The organism is Polynucleobacter sp. (assembly GCF_044342855.1).
Classification (GTDB): domain Bacteria; phylum Pseudomonadota; class Gammaproteobacteria; order Burkholderiales; family Burkholderiaceae; genus Polynucleobacter.
In genome coordinates, this window is sequence record NZ_JBIIPA010000025.1 from 12,718 (window position 1) to 30,544 (window position 17,827).

15 protein-coding genes and 2 tRNA genes are annotated in these 17,827 nt (G+C 46.7%); 16 read left to right on the forward strand and 1 reads right to left on the reverse strand.

Going from position 1 to position 17,827, the window contains the following annotated elements; genetic code table 11:
• Window positions 1–1,158 carry an MFS transporter gene (locus ACIQZ3_RS08495; RefSeq protein ID WP_397392198.1) on the forward strand — a complete coding sequence of 386 codons (1,158 nt, stop codon included), beginning with the start codon at window positions 1–3 and terminating at the stop codon, window positions 1,156–1,158.
• A 22-nt stretch (window positions 1,159–1,180) separates the two neighbouring features.
• Here the strand turns inward: ACIQZ3_RS08495 and ACIQZ3_RS08500 are convergent, their stop codons facing one another.
• Window positions 1,181–2,851, reverse strand: a complete 1,671-nt coding sequence (locus ACIQZ3_RS08500) for a 4Fe-4S dicluster domain-containing protein (protein ID WP_397392200.1) — start codon at window positions 2,849–2,851, stop codon at window positions 1,181–1,183.
• A gap of 207 nt (window positions 2,852–3,058) precedes the next feature.
• On the opposite strand from ACIQZ3_RS08500, the gene ACIQZ3_RS08505 reads away from it, so the two are divergent.
• From ACIQZ3_RS08505 to ACIQZ3_RS08575, 15 genes are all read left to right on the forward strand, one after another.
• Complete coding sequence (locus ACIQZ3_RS08505) at window positions 3,059–3,757, forward strand: CoA transferase subunit A (RefSeq protein WP_397392202.1); 699 nt, start codon at window positions 3,059–3,061, stop codon at window positions 3,755–3,757.
• 50 nt (window positions 3,758–3,807) lie between these two features.
• Window positions 3,808–4,458, forward strand: a complete 651-nt coding sequence (locus tag ACIQZ3_RS08510; protein ID WP_397392204.1) for a CoA transferase subunit B — start codon at window positions 3,808–3,810, stop codon at window positions 4,456–4,458.
• Window positions 4,459–4,523: 65 nt separating this feature from the next.
• Complete coding sequence (locus tag ACIQZ3_RS08515; protein ID WP_397392206.1) at window positions 4,524–6,344, forward strand: alpha/beta fold hydrolase; 1,821 nt, start codon at window positions 4,524–4,526, stop codon at window positions 6,342–6,344.
• 15 nt (window positions 6,345–6,359) lie between these two features.
• The gene (locus ACIQZ3_RS08520) at window positions 6,360–8,396 is read left to right on the forward strand and encodes a RelA/SpoT family protein (RefSeq protein ID WP_397392208.1); all 2,037 of its coding nucleotides are present in this window, start codon (window positions 6,360–6,362) and stop codon (window positions 8,394–8,396) included.
• An 18-nt stretch (window positions 8,397–8,414) separates the two neighbouring features.
• A tRNA-Val gene (locus ACIQZ3_RS08525) sits at window positions 8,415–8,491 on the forward strand.
• Window positions 8,492–8,604: 113 nt separating this feature from the next.
• A complete protein-coding gene (thrS, locus tag ACIQZ3_RS08530; protein ID WP_397392210.1) occupies window positions 8,605–10,527 on the forward strand; it encodes a threonine--tRNA ligase in 1,923 nt (640 codons plus the stop codon).
• Between the two features lie 33 nt (window positions 10,528–10,560).
• Window positions 10,561–11,094, forward strand: coding sequence for a translation initiation factor IF-3 (gene infC / locus ACIQZ3_RS08535; protein ID WP_397392220.1), 534 nt, complete (start codon window positions 10,561–10,563; stop codon window positions 11,092–11,094).
• 139 nt (window positions 11,095–11,233) lie between these two features.
• Window positions 11,234–11,431 carry a 50S ribosomal protein L35 gene (gene rpmI, locus ACIQZ3_RS08540; RefSeq protein WP_046330084.1) on the forward strand — a complete coding sequence of 66 codons (198 nt, stop codon included), beginning with the start codon at window positions 11,234–11,236 and terminating at the stop codon, window positions 11,429–11,431.
• A 25-nt stretch (window positions 11,432–11,456) separates the two neighbouring features.
• Complete coding sequence (rplT, locus tag ACIQZ3_RS08545) at window positions 11,457–11,822, forward strand: 50S ribosomal protein L20 (RefSeq protein ID WP_015421011.1); 366 nt, start codon at window positions 11,457–11,459, stop codon at window positions 11,820–11,822.
• A 29-nt stretch (window positions 11,823–11,851) separates the two neighbouring features.
• Window positions 11,852–12,898 (forward strand): phenylalanine--tRNA ligase subunit alpha, encoded by a 1,047-nt coding sequence (gene pheS, locus ACIQZ3_RS08550; RefSeq protein WP_397392212.1) that lies wholly within the window; start codon window positions 11,852–11,854, stop codon window positions 12,896–12,898.
• A 31-nt stretch (window positions 12,899–12,929) separates the two neighbouring features.
• Entirely contained in the window at window positions 12,930–15,389 is a 2,460-nt protein-coding gene (gene pheT / locus ACIQZ3_RS08555) for a phenylalanine--tRNA ligase subunit beta (protein WP_397392214.1), read from the forward strand.
• Between the two features lie 40 nt (window positions 15,390–15,429).
• Entirely contained in the window at window positions 15,430–15,753 is a 324-nt protein-coding gene (locus tag ACIQZ3_RS08560) for an integration host factor subunit alpha (protein ID WP_397392216.1), read from the forward strand.
• Window positions 15,731–16,081, forward strand: a complete 351-nt coding sequence (locus ACIQZ3_RS08565) for a MerR family transcriptional regulator (RefSeq protein WP_215303472.1) — start codon at window positions 15,731–15,733, stop codon at window positions 16,079–16,081. The genes ACIQZ3_RS08560 and ACIQZ3_RS08565 overlap by 23 nt, the downstream gene beginning before the upstream one ends.
• 25 nt (window positions 16,082–16,106) lie before the next feature.
• A tRNA-Pro gene (locus tag ACIQZ3_RS08570) sits at window positions 16,107–16,183 on the forward strand.
• 217 nt (window positions 16,184–16,400) lie between these two features.
• On the forward strand, window positions 16,401–17,429 hold the full coding sequence (locus ACIQZ3_RS08575) for an STAS-like domain-containing protein (RefSeq protein WP_397392218.1): 1,029 nt from the start codon (window positions 16,401–16,403) through the stop codon (window positions 17,427–17,429).
• Window positions 17,430–17,827 lie beyond the last annotated feature (398 nt).

Here is a 17,827-nt window from a genome sequence, read left to right on the forward strand (position 1 = left end):
ATGACACCTTCAGTGCGTTGGGCCTTCGGGTCCTTTTTCTTTTTATATTTTGCTTACGTTGGCTTAGTTTCACCTTACGCTAGCCTCTTTTTTCTCGATCGTGGCTTTAGCGTCATTGAAATCGCAGTCTTAATGTCCATGCTGCAAATTACGCGGATAGTGGGCCCATTCTCTTGGGGGTGGTTATCCGACTATATGTCCGATCGTATCCGGATCATTCGCTTTTGCGCCTGCTTGGCGGCAGTCACTTTCTTATGCATCTTTTTTCTGCAAAGCTACATTGCATTCTTTGTTTGGATGTTTGTACTGCACACCATCCTCAGTAGCCTGATGCCGTTGGGTGAGTCGGCTACGGTACACGCTTTATTTAAAGACAATTCATTTGATAAACGCTATGGACGTTTACGCTTATGGGGCTCAATTGGTTTTATTGCCATGGTTTTGTTTGCTGGCGAGTTATTTCAGCGTAAAGGTATTGAGTTATACCCCATCGTGGGCGCGGTGATTCTAACCTTCTTGGCATTGGTTACTTTTCGTCTGCATGAGCCGAAGAGAGAGCGTCGCAAGATGGTCAAGGGCGAACTTCTGATTGTCTTATTTAATCCCGATGTGCGTTGGTTCTTGCTCTCTGGATTTTTTATGATTTTTGCGCATGCCGCTTTGTATGTGTTCTATTCACTTTACTTGGCAGATCTAGGCTACGATAAATTTCAGATCGGCTTATTCTGGGCTTTAGGTGTTGGGGCAGAGCTAATCTTCTTTTATTTCCAAAGCAAAGTTCTGAGCCACTTGGATGCCGAAGTCGTTTTACAAATTGCCTTTGGTATTGGTGTATTCCGATTTATCTTGATTGCATTCTTCCCGGTAACTTGGGTATTGATTGTGGCTCAGCTAATGCATGCGGGTACTTTTGGTGCGCACCATAGTGCGGCCACTAAATTACTGCAACGCTGGTTTTCTGGCCCGCTGCAGGCACGAGGCCAGGCATTGATGGCAACAGTATCTTATGGCCTAGGTGGAACGCTGGGGGGATTGGTTGCTGGTTGGCTATGGGATGCTACTCAGCCGCGCAATGTTTTTGTAATGTCGGCTTTGGCCTGTGGTCTAGCGGGTATGGCGATTGGGAAACTACGTCCTCGCCACTACCCGGCTAGATAAAAAAATCTCAAAACGACTATCCCTACATTGATCCGTAGTTAGGGCCGCCACCACCTTCAGGGGTAATCCAAATAATATTTTGATTTGGATCCTTGATATCACAGGTTTTGCAATGCACGCAGTTTTGCGAATTAATTTGCAACTCCGCTTGACCGTCTTTTTCTACATACTCATAGACACCAGCAGGGCAGTAACGCTGCTCCGGTCCTGCGTAGGTTTTGAGATTCAAACTCACTGGTACCGACGCATCTTTTAAGGTGAGGTGGATTGGCTGATTCTCGGCATGATTTGTATTGGAGATGAATACGGATGAGAGGCGATCAAAAGTAATCTTGCCATCGGGCTTTGGATAATCAATTGGTTGATGTTGTGCTGCTGGTTCAAGGTGCTCATGATCTGCATGCTTTAAATGAATGGTCCAAGGCATATTGCCACCCAAAAGCTTTTGCTCTAAACCAACCATCAGGGTTCCGAGGTAAAGTCCTTTGGACATCCACGGCTTAAAGTTGCGCGCCTGACTTAACTCAGTATGGAGCCAGCTATTTTTGAACGCGCTTGTATACGCAGCCAGCACATCAGCAGAGCGATTCTCAGTAAGTGCGGCAACAGCAGCTTCAGCAGCGAGTATGCCGGTCTTAATAGCAGCATGACTGCCTTTGATACGAGAGGCATTTAAGAAGCCAGCATCACAACCAATCAATGCGCCACCAGGGAAAACAGTTTTAGGTAAGCTGTTTAAGCCACCAGCTGTCAGTGCACGTGCACCATAGGCCAGACGTTTACCGCCCTCAAAAGTCTCGCGAATCTTTGGATGCAACTTATAACGTTGGAATTCTTCAAAAGGTGAGAGGTAGGGGTTCTTGTATGAAAGCCCCACTACTAAGCCGACAGCAACCTTGTTGTCGCCTAAGTGATACAAGAATGAGCCACCATAGGTATCACTCTCTAATGGCCAGCCAGCGGTATGAACTACTAGTCCAGGTTTACTCTTGGAGGGCTCAACTTCCCACAACTCTTTAATACCAATGCCGTAGCTTTGTGGATCGACATCCTTATCTAATGCAAACTTGGCAATTAGTTGCTTGCCTAAATGGCCGCGTGAGCCTTCGGCGAACAAAGTGTACTTGGCGCGCAGTTCCATGCCGAGTTGAAATTGATCGGTAGGATGACCTTCTTTGTCTAAACCCATTGCGCCTGTAATGACGCCGCACACTGCACCTTGTTCGTTGTACAGAATTTCTGCAGCCGGAAATCCCGGGAAAATTTCTACACCGAGATTTTCAGCTTGCTGGCCTAGCCAGCGAGTGACATTGGCTAAGCTAACAATATAGTTGCCTTCATTCTTAAAGCAGTGGGGCAGCATCCAATTCGGAACTTGGAATGAACTCTCTTTTGTCAGAAACAAAAATTGATCTTGGCTGACTTCGGTATCGAGAGGTGCGCCCAGTTCTTTCCAGTTGGGGAAGAGTTCGGTAAGCGCCTTGGGATCCATCACCGCGCCAGAAAGGATATGCGCGCCGATTTCAGATCCCTTTTCGAGAACGCAAACGCTAATCTCTTTGCCAGATTCATTGGCTAACTGTTTTGCTTTAATGGCTGCAGATAAGCCTGCCGGGCCACCGCCTACGATGACTAGGTCGTAGTCCATGGACTCTCTAGGGCCAAACTGTTCGAGTAATTCCTGGGCAGTCATTTGATTTCTCCGACGATGCTTATAAATAGGGTGCTTAAGGTATTTGGGGCGTTTTAAGAATTTCTGCTATTTAGATAGCCCCGAATCACACCTATAGTTTAGTTCCAAGCTAGAAAAATCAGGGTGGTACCCAATGCTAATGGGCTTGAAGGGTTAAAGCGTTATGATTACTTTTTTTACCCTTTTTGGCAATATTAGGAAGAATTTATGAATAAGACTTACCCATCAGCTGTAGATGCTATGCGGGATATCTTGAAGGATGGCCAGAAGCTCGCCGTGGGCGGTTTTGGTTTGTGCGGCATTCCTGAAGCCTTGATTCAAGCGGTTAAGGATCTGGGTGCGCAAAATCTGACGGCGATTGCTAATAATGCTGGGGTAGATGGCTTTGGCTTGGGCTTGCTATTGAACTCAAGACAAGTGAAGAAGATGGTTGCATCTTATGTGGGTGAGAACAAAGAGTTTGAGCGTCAGTTTTTAGCTGGCGAGCTTGAGTTGGAATTTACTCCGCAAGGAACCCTGGCAGAAAAGTTGCGCGCAGGCGGCTGCGGTATTCCTGCTTTCTATACCAAAACTGGTGTGGGTACTTTGGTTGCTGAAGGTAAAGAAGAAAAAGAATTCGACGGTGAGCGTTACATCATGGAGCGTTCAATTGTTTCTGATATTTCGTTGGTGAAAGCATGGAAAGCCGATAAATCTGGCAATTTGGTTTATCGCTATACCGCTCGTAACTTCAATCCAGTTGTTGCAATGGCTGGCAAGATTACTGTTGCTGAAGTAGAAGAGATTGTGGAGAACGGCGAGTTAGATCCGGATCAGATTCATACGCCAGGCATCTACGTGCATCGCTTGGTGCTCAACACTACGCCTGAGAAGCGTATTGAGCAACGCACTTTGTCTGCAGCTTGATACCCATAGACACCATATAAAAACAGTACAGAATACTTAGGAAGACCGATATGCCTTGGAATAGAGATGAAATGGCAGCACGTGCTGCTAAAGAATTAAAGGATGGCTACTACGTTAATTTAGGTATTGGTATGCCAACTTTGGTGGCGAACCATGTTCCTGAAGGAATGGAAGTATGGCTCCAGTCAGAGAATGGTTTATTAGGTATTGGCCCATTTCCGACTGAAGCAACGATTGATGCTGATTTAATTAATGCGGGCAAGCAAACGATTACCACTTTGCCGGGCTCCTCAATCTTTTCTTCTGCAGATTCATTTGGAATGATTCGTGGTGGAAAAATTAATATCGCCATTTTGGGTGCGATGCAGGTGAGCGAGCATGGCGACTTGGCGAACTGGATGATTCCAGGCAAGATGGTTAAAGGTATGGGCGGCGCCATGGACTTGGTTGCTGGTGTAAAGCATGTGGTTGTCTTGATGGAGCACGTTGCCAAGAAGAAAGACGGTACAGAAGAAATCAAGATCTTGCCTAAGTGCACATTGCCATTAACTGGTGTGGGTGTAATTAGTCAAATTATTACCGACCTATGCGTCCTCGATATTACGCCTAAGGGCTTGAAGTTGGTGGAGTTGGCTCCAGGCGTAACCAAGGAAGAAGTCTTGTCTAAAACAGCTGCTCCTGTCGATACAACAGGTTTCTAACCTTTTTCATCGGATAGTGAAATAATGGGGTCAATGACCCCATTTCTATTTCTAAAGAGTCTTTTATGAGTGCTGTTGATCATTCGCTTCATGCACATAAGCGGGGTGATGCTAAGCATTCCCATGCCAAGCGGGTATCCAATCAAAGTCTCCTCCTCATTGCTTTAGTTCTGACATTAGGTTTTTCTGGTGTAGAGGGTGCCGCAGCTTATTTTGCAAATTCACTGGCATTGATATCGGATGCAGGTCACATGGTGACTGATGCAGCCGCATTGGGCTTGGCCTTATTAGCCCAAATTATTTCTCGTCGTCCGCCATCGCCTAAACATTCTTTTGGCTTTGGGCGCGCAGAAGCATTAGCTGCCTTTGTCAATAGCATTGCAATGCTGGCCTTAGTAGTGTGGATTATGGTTGAGGCAGTTAGTCGGTTTTATGATCCACACAAGGTTGATGGATTAACGGTAACCGTGGTAGCTGCAATTGGCCTGCTAATGAATATCGTTGTGGCATGGGTGCTTTCGCGCGATAAGAAGAGTGTTAATACGCGTGCTGCATTGGTTCATGTAATGGGCGATCTATTGGGCTCTGTAGCTGCCTTGATTGCTGGTGTCGTGATTCAGTTAACTGGTTGGATGCCGATTGATGCGATTCTGTCTATCCTCGTTTTGCTTCTGATTTTGAAATCGACTATTTCCATATTGCGCGAGTCCTACCACTTCTTGATGGAGGGTGTGCCACTGCACATTGACTATCTACAAGTAGGTAGTGATCTTAAAAAAGTTCCCGGTGTCTTGGCAGTTCATGATTTGCATGTTTGGGAGATGACGCCTAGCTTCCCAGCTTTGATCGGCCATATTGAAATTGAGCACATGATTGAGTGGCCAGAAATTATGGCTCGTATCAATGAGATGCTATTAAACAAACATGGCATCGATCATGTCACTCTGCAGCCTGAAATTGCCGGCATGACTGATGAGCATACTCATGATGAGGATTTGAATGATGAGATTAAAAAACCGAATGTAACTCATCATGGCGATACCTTTTTTGTTACTTGCCCTAGTCCTGTTGGTTCACACCGCATGGCCTATCACGCCTGGGGAAATCCGAATAATCCAAAGGTATTGGTTTGCGTTCATGGCTTGACTCGTAGAGGTAGTGATTTCAAAACTCTTGCTGAGGCGATGAGTCAAGATTACTACGTGGTCTGTCCTGATGTGGTCGGTCGAGGCGATTCTGATCATCTCAAGAATCCCGTGCTGTACGCAGTTCCTCAATACGTAGCTGACATGGCAAGCTTGATTAAGCAGCTTGGCGCTGCACAAGTGGATTGGTTCGGCACTTCCATGGGTGGCCTGATTGGCATGGTCTATGCCTCGATGCCTAAGAATCCGATTTGCCGCATGCTGATTAATGATGTGGGTCCACGGATTGAGCCCGAAGCAATTAAGCGTTTAGGCTCTTACGTTGGTCAACCATTCACCTTTGCTAATCGTGCAGATGCCTTGCAACGCCTAAATGAAATTTGCGCATCGTTTGGCAGTCATACCCCCGAAGAGTGGGAAATTTATAACGGGCCGATGCTAGTCCAAAAGGACAACCTCTGGGTAATGCACTATGACCCGGATATTTCTGTGCCGTTTGCTTCAGTAAATCCGATTATGGCAAAGGCGGGCGAGATGGCCATGTGGCACGCTTTCAAACAAATCCATATTCCGATGCTGATAGTGCGTGGCGGTGAATCTGATTTGCTCTCAGCTAAAACTGTAGCGGAGATGTGCAAGGTCAATCCATACATTCGCAGTATTGAAATTCCAGGAGTAGGGCATGCGCCTGCTTTTGTGAAGCCAGAACAAGTTGCTTTAGCAAAAGAATTCTTTAGTTAAGGATTTCATTCGCCTATGTCCAATGCTGGCAATGCATCTGAGAGCATCAAAATTGTTGATGGCTGGTATGGTGAGCCCTCTGAAAATCATGCTGCCGGCGTTCATAGCATTCTCAAGCAGCTTCATCTTGATGAGGCCACTCTAACCGCTGCGACTAATATTGCGCGCACCCATGGCAAAGAAGCGCTGACTAAACTTATTGGTGATGAGTCAGCCAAACTCCTGATTGGATACCGTGGGCTCAGGCAAGCTCAAGCTAAGCTAGTTCGCAATGATGGTGGTCTGAGTATTTCTGGGCAGGAGGAGATGCTCAGAAAGATGTTGCTCGCTTTTGGCGATGACTTACGCGTTGTTCTAATCTATCTTGCCTCTCGTTTGCAAACGCTGCGTTGGGTTGCTCAAGAAAAGTTGGAGATGCCAAAAGCTTGGGCGCAAGAGATTCTGAACATTGATGCCTCATTGGCCAATCGTCTCGGTATTTGGCAAATGAAATGGGAGATGGAGGACTTGGCGTTTCGAGTTCTTTCCCCCGAGGTTTATCGCGACATTGCCAAGATGTTGGATGGTAAGCGTATCGAGCGTGAATCCTTTATTGAGCAGATTGTCAGAAAACTCAAAGAAGAATTAAATGCCGCGCATATTCACGGTGAGGTTCAGGGTCGCCCAAAACACATTTACAGTATTTGGAAAAAGATGCAGGGCAAGTCACTCGACTTTGCCAATCTCTATGATGTCAGAGCATTTAGAGTTCTGGTTGAGGACGTTAAATCTTGCTACGCCATTTTAGGAATAGTGCATAACGTTTGGCAGCCTGTTCCACGTGAATTCGATGATTACATTGCTAGACCTAAACCCAACGGCTATCAATCTTTGCATACCGTAGTAATGGACGAGCACGGTACCGCATTTGAAATTCAGGTGCGTACCAATGAAATGCACCAACAGGCTGAGTATGGTTTGGCTGCGCACTGGCGCTACAAAGAAGGCGCTTATGTTGGTGCTGCAACGCCGCCAAAAAATAAAACTACCCCGAATGCCCCAAGCACGACAAACCCAAGTCATCAAACTGGCACGCACAGTGCAGCAGTAGCCTATGAGCGTCAGATTGCTTGGGCAAGGCAGCTGATCTCCTGGAAAGAAGATGCTTGGGAGCAACTGAAGCACCATGAGATTGACGACCATATTTATGTTCTCACTCCACTGGGTAAAGTCATTTCATTAGAGAAGGGCTCGTCACCCATCGACTTTGCATATGCCGTTCATACCGATCTTGGTCATCGCTGTCGTGGCGCTCGAATTGACGGCGCGATGGTGCCTCTGGATACGCAATTGCAGAATGGTCAGACAATTGAAATCATTGCCGTAAAACATGGCGGGCCATCCCGGGATTGGATTAGCCCTAACCGTAACTACTTGCGCTCACAGCGTGCCCGCACTCGTGTGCGTACTTGGTTTAATGCTTTGGACGATGAAGAGGCGGGCGCTAAGTCTACTGAGGTCAAGGCTGAGCAAAAGCCAGAAGCCAAGGCGGCCTCTCCAACATCTGAGATTATTCTCAAGCAAAGCACCCGAAAGCATGGTCAAGCGGGCGATGTTTTGGTGGTCGGGGTGGATTCACTGCTGACCCAGTTGGCGCGATGCTGCAGGCCAGTGCCACCAGATGTGATTGCCGGTTTTGTGACTCAGGGCCGTGGCGTATCCATTCATCGTCGAACTTGCAAAACTTTTAGAGGTCTCTTGGAGCGAGCCCCTGAGCGCGTTATTCAGACCGCTTGGAATGCAGCCTCTGCAGAAGCTTTGCCCGCGGGTGATGCAAAACGGGTATTTCCGGCTGATTTAGTGGTAACTGGCCTGGATCGCCCTGAGCTCATGCGCGAGTTATTTGAAATCCTGACAAGGCAGGGTGTTCATGTCATTGATTTGCGTAAATCTGCCAAGCGTGGCCTTGCTCAAATCCTATTGACTGTGGAAATTAAAGACTCAGAAGCCTTACGTTTGGTTCAAAACAGTCTCGAAGAGGTCAAAGGGGTGACCCAAGTGCGCCGCCGGTGATAAACTCTATGGCTATATAGGCTCGTAGCTCAGCTGGTTAGAGCACCACCTTGACATGGTGGGGGTCGTTGGTTCGAGTCCAATCGAGCCTACCAACGAATAAAGACCCAAAAGTGCGCGGTTGCCCAAAAGCTCCCGCGCTTTCTTTTTGGTGGATGTTATGCAGTACATCAGTCAATCGGCTGAATCTTATTAAGATGGGATGGTCATGCTTGTAGTTACTTTGCCAGACGGATCTAAACGTGAGTTTGATGCTCCCGTTCGCGTTCTTGATGTTGCCCAAAGCATTGGTGGCGGTCTTGCCAAAGCAGCCCTTGGTGGCATTGTTGACGGCAAGATGGTTGATGCTAGCTTTGTTATCGACAAAGATAGTCAGCTGGCCATCATTACCGATAAAAGCCCTCAGGCTCTCGAGATTGTCCGTCACTCCACAGCACACTTGCTGGCCTATGCCGTTAAAGAGCTCTTCCCAGAAGCGCAAGTCACTATTGGCCCTGTAATCGAAAACGGTTTCTATTACGACTTCTCTTTCCATCGTGCATTCACGCCAGAGGATTTAGTGGCGATCGAAAAGAAAATGGCTGAGCTGGCTAAAAAAGATGAGCCAGTGATTCGTACAGTGATGCCCCGTGATGAAGCGGTGAGGTTTTTTAAAGATCAAGGCGAAAACTACAAGGCAGAAATTATTTCTAGCATTCCGCAAGGCGAGGATGTTTCTTTGTATGCTGAAGGTAAGTTCACTGACTTATGTCGTGGACCACACGTGCCGACTACCGGCAGGCTCAAGGTATTCAAGCTTCTGAGCGTTGCTGGTGCTTACTGGCGCGGCGATAGCAAGAATGAGATGCTGCAACGGATCTACGGTACCGCTTGGTTGAAAAAAGAAGATCAAGATGCCCATTTGCATATGCTCGAAGAGGCCGAGAAGCGCGACCACCGTCGCCTTGGTAAGTTCTTGGATTTATTCCACTTTCAACCTGAAGCACCTGGTTTAATTTTCTGGCATCCAAAGGGCTGGTCTATTTGGCAAGAGGTTGAACAGTACATGCGCCGCGTTTATCGGCGCGAAGGTTATCAAGAAGTGAAGGCTCCACAAATTCTCGATCGCGGATTGTGGGAAAAGTCTGGTCACTGGGATAACTACAAAGAAAACATGTTTACGACCGAGTCAGAGAATCGCGCTTATGCATTAAAGCCGATGAACTGCCCAGGACACGTTCAGATTTTTAACTCAGGCTTGCATAGTTATCGTGAGTTGCCATTGCGTTATGGTGAGTTCGGTCAGTGTCATCGCAATGAACCATCGGGAGCATTGCATGGCCTGATGCGTGTACGTGGCTTCACGCAAGATGATGGCCATATTTTCTGTACCGAAGATCAGATTCAGTCAGAAGTAGCTGCATTTGATAAAGCGGTTCGCGAGGTCTATCAAGATTTTGGGTTTACTGAAGTGGCTGTCAAGCTAGCCTTGCGTCCAGTCAAGCGCGTTGGTAACGATGCGATTTGGGATAAAGCTGAGGCCGCCTTACGTGGTGCCTTGACTACTTCTGGCCAAGAATGGGAAGAATTGCCAGGCGAGGGTGCTTTTTACGGCCCCAAGATCGAATACCACCTCAAGGACTCCATTGGACGTACTTGGCAGTGCGGCACGATTCAGGTCGATTTCTCGATGCCGGCTCGTTTAGGTGCTGAATATGTCACCGAAGAGAACACTCGTAAGGCTCCAGTGATGCTTCATAGGGCAATTGTAGGTTCTTTGGAGCGTTTTATCGGTATTTTGATCGAAAACCATGCTGGAAACATGCCTGTTTGGCTTGCCCCGACCCAGGCTGTAGTCCTCAATATCTCGGATAATTCCGCTGCATACGCACAAAAAGTCCAGCAATCTCTGAAAAAACAAGGGTTTAGAGTCGAATCGGATTTGCGGAATGAGAAAATTACGTATAAAATACGCGAGCACGCATTACAGAAGCTCCCATTTTTGTTAGTTGTAGGGGATAAAGAAGCAGAAAGTAATTCGGTGGCCGTTCGTGCCCGTGGCGGAGTGGATTTAGGTGTAATGCCTCTTGATGCCTTCGTTGCCCGACTCCAGCAGGATATTTCCCAGAAAGTCGGACCCGAGCCTAGCTAGGGGTGGAACGGTTTTTATTGTTTTTTTAAAGGAATTAAGAAGATCGCTACTGATAAATCGCAGCGCATAAACCGGGAGATTACTGCTCCTGAAGTGCGTCTGATTGGACTGGATGGAGAACCCATCGGTGTAGTTAAGTTGAGTGAAGCCTTGGCTTTAGCAGAAGAGAAAGAGACCGATTTGGTTGAAATTGCTCCGACGGCTGTGCCACCTGTAGTCCGCATCATGGACTTCGGCAAATTCAAGTACCAAGAAGCCAAACGTTTGCATGAAGCTAAGCTTAAGCAAAAAGTGATTCAGGTGAAGGAAGTTAAATTCCGTCCCGGCACAGATGATGGCGACTATGGTGTGAAGCTACGCAATCTAATCCGCTTTTTAGAAGATGGCGACAAGACAAAGATTACGCTGCGGTTTCGGGGTCGTGAAATGGCCCACCAAGAAATCGGAGTCAGAATGTTGGAGCGTTTGAAGTTAGACCTGATTGAGTTTGGTCAAGTAGAGCAGTTTCCAAAAATGGAAGGCCGCCAGATGGTGATGGTATTGGCCCCCATTCGTAAGGCTAAGTAACAAACCAAATCGCAAGATTGGGTTTGTTGTTTAAGTAGGGAGGGGTCGCAAGACTCTGGTTGTAAGAAGTGCTTCTAGGTACAGGAAGCGTAACCGTCGGTTACCACCTATGTTGCACATGCAGAAGAAGGGGTGCTTTATGCCCAAGATGAAGAGCAAGAGTAGCGCTAAAAAGCGCTTCACGGTTCGCGCAGGCGGAACGATCAAACGAGGCCAGGCTTTCAAGCGCCACATCCTCACCAAGAAGACCACAAAGAATAAGCGTCACCTACGTGGTACTACCGAAGTTGCGAAGGCAGACGTTAAGTCAATTCGCTCCATGCTTCCATACGCTTAACCTCAGACTAGATCAGGAGAAATAAATGCCAAGAGTCAAACGTGGGGTTACAGCAAGAGCCCGTCATAAGAAAATCACCGATGCCGCAACAGGCTATCGTGGACGTCGTAAAAACGTATTCCGTATTGCTAAGCAAGCAGTTATGCGTGCTGGTCAATATGCTTATCGTGACCGTCGCAATAAGAAACGTGTATTCCGCGCATTGTGGATTGCTCGTATCAACGCGGCAGTTCGTCAGCATGACATGACCTATAGCGTATTCATGAATGGCATGAAGAAAGCTGCGATCGAACTCGACCGCAAAGTGCTTTCTGATATGGCCATTGCTGACAAAGCGGCTTTCGCTGCTTTGGTTACTCGGATCAAATCCGTAGTAAGCGCTGCAGCTTAATTCTTAGTTTATTTAATAGCTAAGCTGCAATGGTTTCTCTCGACCACATTGTCGAGGATGCTAAACGTGATTTCCTCGGAGCTGCCGATGCGGCAGCTCTAGAGGACGCGAAAGCCAAGTATCTCGGTAAGTCAGGTGCTCTCACTGAGCGTTTAAAAGCGCTTGGTGGAATGTCGCCTGATGAGCGCAAGAGTGCTGGCGCCCAAATTAATCAAATCAAAACCCAAGTAGAAGCTGTATTGCAAGAGCGTCGCCAAGCATTGGCTGATGCGGTATTGCTCCAACGTCTTGCGGCGGAATCGATTGATGTTTCTTTGCCTGGCCGTGGCCAAGCAGTAGGTAGCCTGCATCCCGTGATGCGCACCTGGGAACGCGTTGAAGAGATCTTCCGCTCGATTGGTTTTGATGTAGCGGATGGCCCTGAAATTGAAACCGATTGGTTTAATTTCACAGCCTTAAATAGCCCTGAGAATCATCCTGCACGTTCAATGCAGGACACCTTCTATATTGATGGTAAAGATTCCAATGGCAAGCCTTTGTTATTGCGTACCCATACCAGCCCGATTCAGATTCGTTATGCGAGTGAGCACGTAAAGAAATATGCTCATGCTGATGTGATGCCGCCAATCAAAGTGATTGCTCCAGGCAGAACCTATCGCGTTGATAGTGATGCAACCCATTCACCGATGTTCCATCAGGTTGAAGGCTTGTGGATTGCAGAGAGCGTTTCCTTTGCTGATCTTAAGGGCGTGTATACCGATTTCTTGAGAACTTTTTTTGAAGCGAATGAGTTACAAGTTCGTTTCCGCCCATCGTATTTCCCATTCACTGAGCCTTCAGCTGAAATTGATATGGCTTTTGGTAGCGGCAAGTTAGCCGGCCGCTGGTTAGAGATTTCTGGAGCAGGGCAGGTTCATCCGAATGTATTGCGCAATATGGGTATTGATCCAGAGCGCTATACCGGTTTTGCTTTTGGCTCTGGCTTGGAGCGCTTGACGATGTTGCGTTATGGCGTTGATGATTTACGTCTTTTCTTTGAGAACGATCTCCGTTTCTTAGCGCAATTTCCGGCTTAATTCGCCAACCTTCTAATAGTAGATAGCGCATATGCAATTTTCTGAATCTTGGTTACGCCAATATGTAAACCCTTCTCTCGATAGCAATGCCTTAGGTCATGCAATGACTATGGCTGGCCTTGAGGTCGAAGAGCAGCATTCAGTAGCGCCTGCATTTACAAAGATTGTCATCGCACAAATTATTTCAGCTGAGCAGCATCCGGATGCAGACCGCTTGCGTGTTTGTAAAGTTGATGCTGGCACTGGCCAAGAATTACAAATTGTTTGTGGCGCACCAAACGCGCGTGCTGGCATCAAAATTCCTTGCGCTATGGTTGGTGCAGAATTGCCGCCATCCGAAGCGGGCGGCAAGCCTTTCATGATCAAGGTGGGCAAGCTGCGTGGTGTAGAAAGCCAGGGCATGTTGTGCTCCGGTCGCGAGCTGGGTCTTGGCGATGATCACGAAGGTATTTTGGAGTTGCCTGCAGATGCACCGGTGGGTGAAGACATTCGTAAGTACCTAAATCTAGATGACCAGATCTTTGTTATTAAGTTAACACCTAATAAAGCAGATTGTTTATCGCTGATGGGCATGGCTCGTGAAGTGTCAGCCATCACCGGTGCCGCATTGTGCGCTCCTAAATGGACTGCAGTAAATGTCACTATTGCCGACAAGCTCAAAGTTAGCGTTGAAAACGCTGATCTTTGTGGTCGTTTTGCTGGTCGCGTTATTCGTAGTGTTAATCCAAAAACAACAACACCAGATTGGATCGTGCAGCGTTTATCTCGCGCAGGTCAAAGAAGTATTTCTCCTTTAGTTGATTTGTCTAACTATGTCATGTTGGAAATTGGTCAGCCAACCCACGTGTTTGACATTGATAAATTAAATGGCGACTTATCAGTTCGTTGGGCAAAGTCAGGTGAAAGTCTCAAGTTATTAAATGGCCAGACAGTCACTTTGCAGGGCCCTGATTCTGCAGGCAAGATTCAAGAGGCTGGTGTAGTTGCCGATCAAGCAGGTCCAGTGGCTTTGGCTGGGATCATGGGTGGCAATCATTGCGCAGTAACTAACGACACTAAAAATATTTATGTTGAAGCAGCTTATTGGCAGCCTTCAGCAATTCAGGGTCGTGCACGTCGCTTTAATTTCAGCACAGATGCGGCACATCGCTTTGAGCGTGGTGTTGATCCACAAAATACTGCTAACTGCTTAGAGTATTTAACGGCTCTGATTGTTGAGGTATGTGGCGGTCAAGTTGGACCAGTTGATGATCAAGTATTAGCCATCCCTGAGCGTATGCCAGTGAGCATGCGTCTGGCTCGTGCCATGAAAGTCATTGGCATCCCACTAACCGCTGAAATTGTTGCCGACGTGTTTAAGCGCCTAGGTTTTGAGTTTAAGCAAGAAGCAGGTGATGTATTTGTTGTGACGCCACCAAGCTATCGCTTTGATATTGAAATTGAAGAAGATTTAATCGAAGAAGTCGCACGCATGTACGGCTTTGAAAATATTCCTGATGTGCCGCCTGTTTCTTCTTTGAAGATGAGTGCTAAAGCTGAAGCAAAGCGTGGAGTGCATCTATTACGCCAACGTTTAGCCCTGCAGGGATATCAAGAGGCGGTGAATTTTGGATTTACCGATCTTGAAAGCGAGCAACGCTTAGCTGCTGCTACTGAAAAAGATTTAATTGCCGTACTCAATCCAATTGCTAGTCAGTATGGCGTGATGCGTAGCAATCTATGGGGTGGTTTATTAGGTAATCTCAAGTCAAATCTGAATCGTGGCGCTGGCCGTGTACGTTTATTTGAGACTGGTCGCGTATTTAAGCGTGATGCTATCGTTCAAGAGGAGGCCGGCAAGGTGGCTGGTTTTCATCAGCCTCAGCAAATTGGCGGTTTGGCTTATGGCTCATTTATTCCTGAGCAATGGGCGAGCACAGATCGTGCAGTTGATTTCTTTGACGTGAAGGGTGATCTGGAGCGTGCGCTCGATCCCTTGTATTTCACAACTGAGGCAGCAGTTCATCCTGCGCTGCATCCTGGCCGTAGCGCGCAGATTCAACTATTAACTTCAGCTGGTAAGCAAAACATTGGCTGGATTGGTGAATTACATCCTGGCCTGCAACAGGCTTATGAATTGCCTCAGGCTCCAGTGCTGTTTGAAATGGATTTAGAGGCAATTCGCAATCTTGGTATTCCGCAGCCGGAAGAGTTGAGTAAATTCCCTGCTGTTCAACGAGACTTAGCGGTAGTGGTGAAGCAGGTTGTTTCTGCTCAGACTTTGCTTGATGCAATGAACGGGAAAAAGCAGAACTTTGTAAAAGCAATTGAGCTTTTTGATGAGTTCAAGCCTAAAGCCGGCTCTAGCAGTATGGCTGATGATGAGAAGAGCTTGGCTTTCCGCGTTACCTTGTTGAATCCACAAGAAACCCTGCAGGATGCACAAATTGAAGCGGTTGTGACAGCTTTATTGTCATCGCTTGAGAAAAATTGCGCAGCTCGTCTGCGCTAGGTTTAATATTAGTAAGAGATATTTCAAAGAGACTTACGCCATGAATGATTTAGTTAGCAACGATACTGTTACCAAGAATGAGCTATCGGAAGCCCTCTTTGATCAGGTTGGCCTGAATAAGCGCGAAGCTAAAGATATGATTGATGCTTTTTTTGACTGCATTGGACGCTCTTTAGAAACTGGCATAGAGGTGAAGATTTCTGGGTTTGGCAATTTCCAATTACGTAATAAGTCTGCCCGTCCAGGTCGCAATCCTAAGACTGGTCAAATGATTCCGATTGCAGCCCGTCGCGTCGTTACATTTCATGCAAGTCAAAAGCTTAAAGACGTAGTTGAGTCACATGCTCGAGAAAACAGCATTTGATGCTGGGTCGGCGCTGCTCAGTTCGCAGCTCCCCCCAATTCCCGCTAAACGTTATTTCACCATCGGTGAGGTATCGGACCTGTGCGGTGTTCGCTCCCACGTACTCCGTTACTGGGAACAAGAGTTCTCACAACTAAGCCCTCAAAAGCGTCGAGGCAATCGTCGCTACTATCAACATCATGAGGTTGTCTTAATCCGCAAGATTAGGGCACTTTTGTATGAAGAGGGCTTCACAATTAGTGGTGCCAGAAATCGCCTAGATGAGGCTCGTGGTGAGCTTCGCTTGCGTGATGAGTTGCAGGCTGTTCTGCAAATTCTCTCCAAATAGTTACTGATACAATTTTGTTTCTCGTCGGGGCGTAGCGCAGCCTGGTAGCGTACATGCATGGGGTGCATGTGGTCGGAGGTTCAAATCCTCTCGCCCCGACCAAAACCCCTCTTAAAATCAATGGGTTAGAAATTTACACAAAATTTACTGCCCAATTTGTGCCCGTTATTGCTAGAGGCGGCTTTGTACCTTGGTATTCATATTGTCTTGCCGCTTAGTTAGCCCCCGAATGTGCCTCCCACCACCAGGTAAAATTATAAGTTTACAGTTAGTGGATTTTAAGTTTACAGATATCAGTTTTTAACTTTATAATCCTAGCATGGCAAAACCCTCCCGCATTCAAGATCTGATTGATACCGTTACAGAGGATGTAGTAAAGCATCCCAAGGATTTAACTCGGTATTACGCGCAGCATCTTGCTGTTTCAAGGGTGGCTGCGAATAATTACATTAAGCAGCTTGAAGAGGGTGGATGGATTGCCCGCAGTGGACCATCTACTAGACCGATATTTAGCCTTGGTTATAAACGGGACATTTCTAGGGTTTATAAATTAAAAGATCTAGAAGAGGATTTGGTTTGGGCTAATGACTTTAAACCATACTTAAGTTTATCGCCCAATGTACTCAATATCGTTAATCATGGTTTTACGGAAATGCTTAATAACGCCATTGACCACTCAGCCGGTGATGAGGTGTTCATTTGGGCAAGACAGTCAGAGGATAGGTTTGGTCTTGCTATTTCCGATAATGGTATAGGAATATTTAAAAAAATATCGGATGCATTGGGGCTTGTTGATATGAGGCAAGCTTTGTTTGAGTTATCCAAGGGAAAATTTACTACAGATCCAACAAGACATAGTGGCGAGGGCATATTTTTTACATCTCGGATGTTTGATTCTTTTTGGATTAAGGCTAATGGTTTGGAATATCATCATGACATCAAGGCAGATAATGATTTTTTGCGTGACGCAAAGGGTATTTTTACTGGCGGAACGGTTGTCTTTATGAATATAGACTTATCGTCCACTAGAGCTGCTTCTGATATTTATGCGCAATACACGAATGCTCCTGATGATTTTGATTTCTCTAAAACAGTCGTTCCAATGCGTTTGGCGCAATATGGAGATGAACAGCTAGTATCGAGATCTCAAGCGAAAAGGCTAATAGCAAGATTTGATCGATTTAAAAAGGTTATTCTTGACTTTTCGGAAGTGAATGAAATAGGCCAAGCGTTTGCAGATGAGTTATTTCGTGTATATGCGCTTGAGCATGTGGATGTTGAGCTGATTCCAATTAATCTGACCGATCAAGTTCAGGGGATGTGGTTAAGAGCGGTTTCCCCGAGGTAGTAAGAAATGCCAGGCGCGCAATTGATGCGAGGGTTTCTCTAGGGCTTGAAACTTAATTTGGGTGCTGAATTGAATATGTTCATGCCAATGGCCCTAACCAGGGTTAATATTTAGATATGCATTAGTTTCTAGGGGTTGCGTATTACCACCAGAAAGACCGCCCATTCTTATTCAAAAAGCCAATCGCTACCATTTTAAGGCCGCCTATTGCTAGGCGGGCAATGGCCTCTACCCGACCAAAGCATACAATCACCCACCACAAATAGCGTATTGAACCGCCCCGGCTTTAATGGAGGCTCTAACTTTTGAGAAGATAGAGTCATGAACAGCAAATCTAGTAAGTTTTCCCCTGAAGTACGCAAACGCACCGTTCAAATGGTTTTAGATCACCGTGGTGA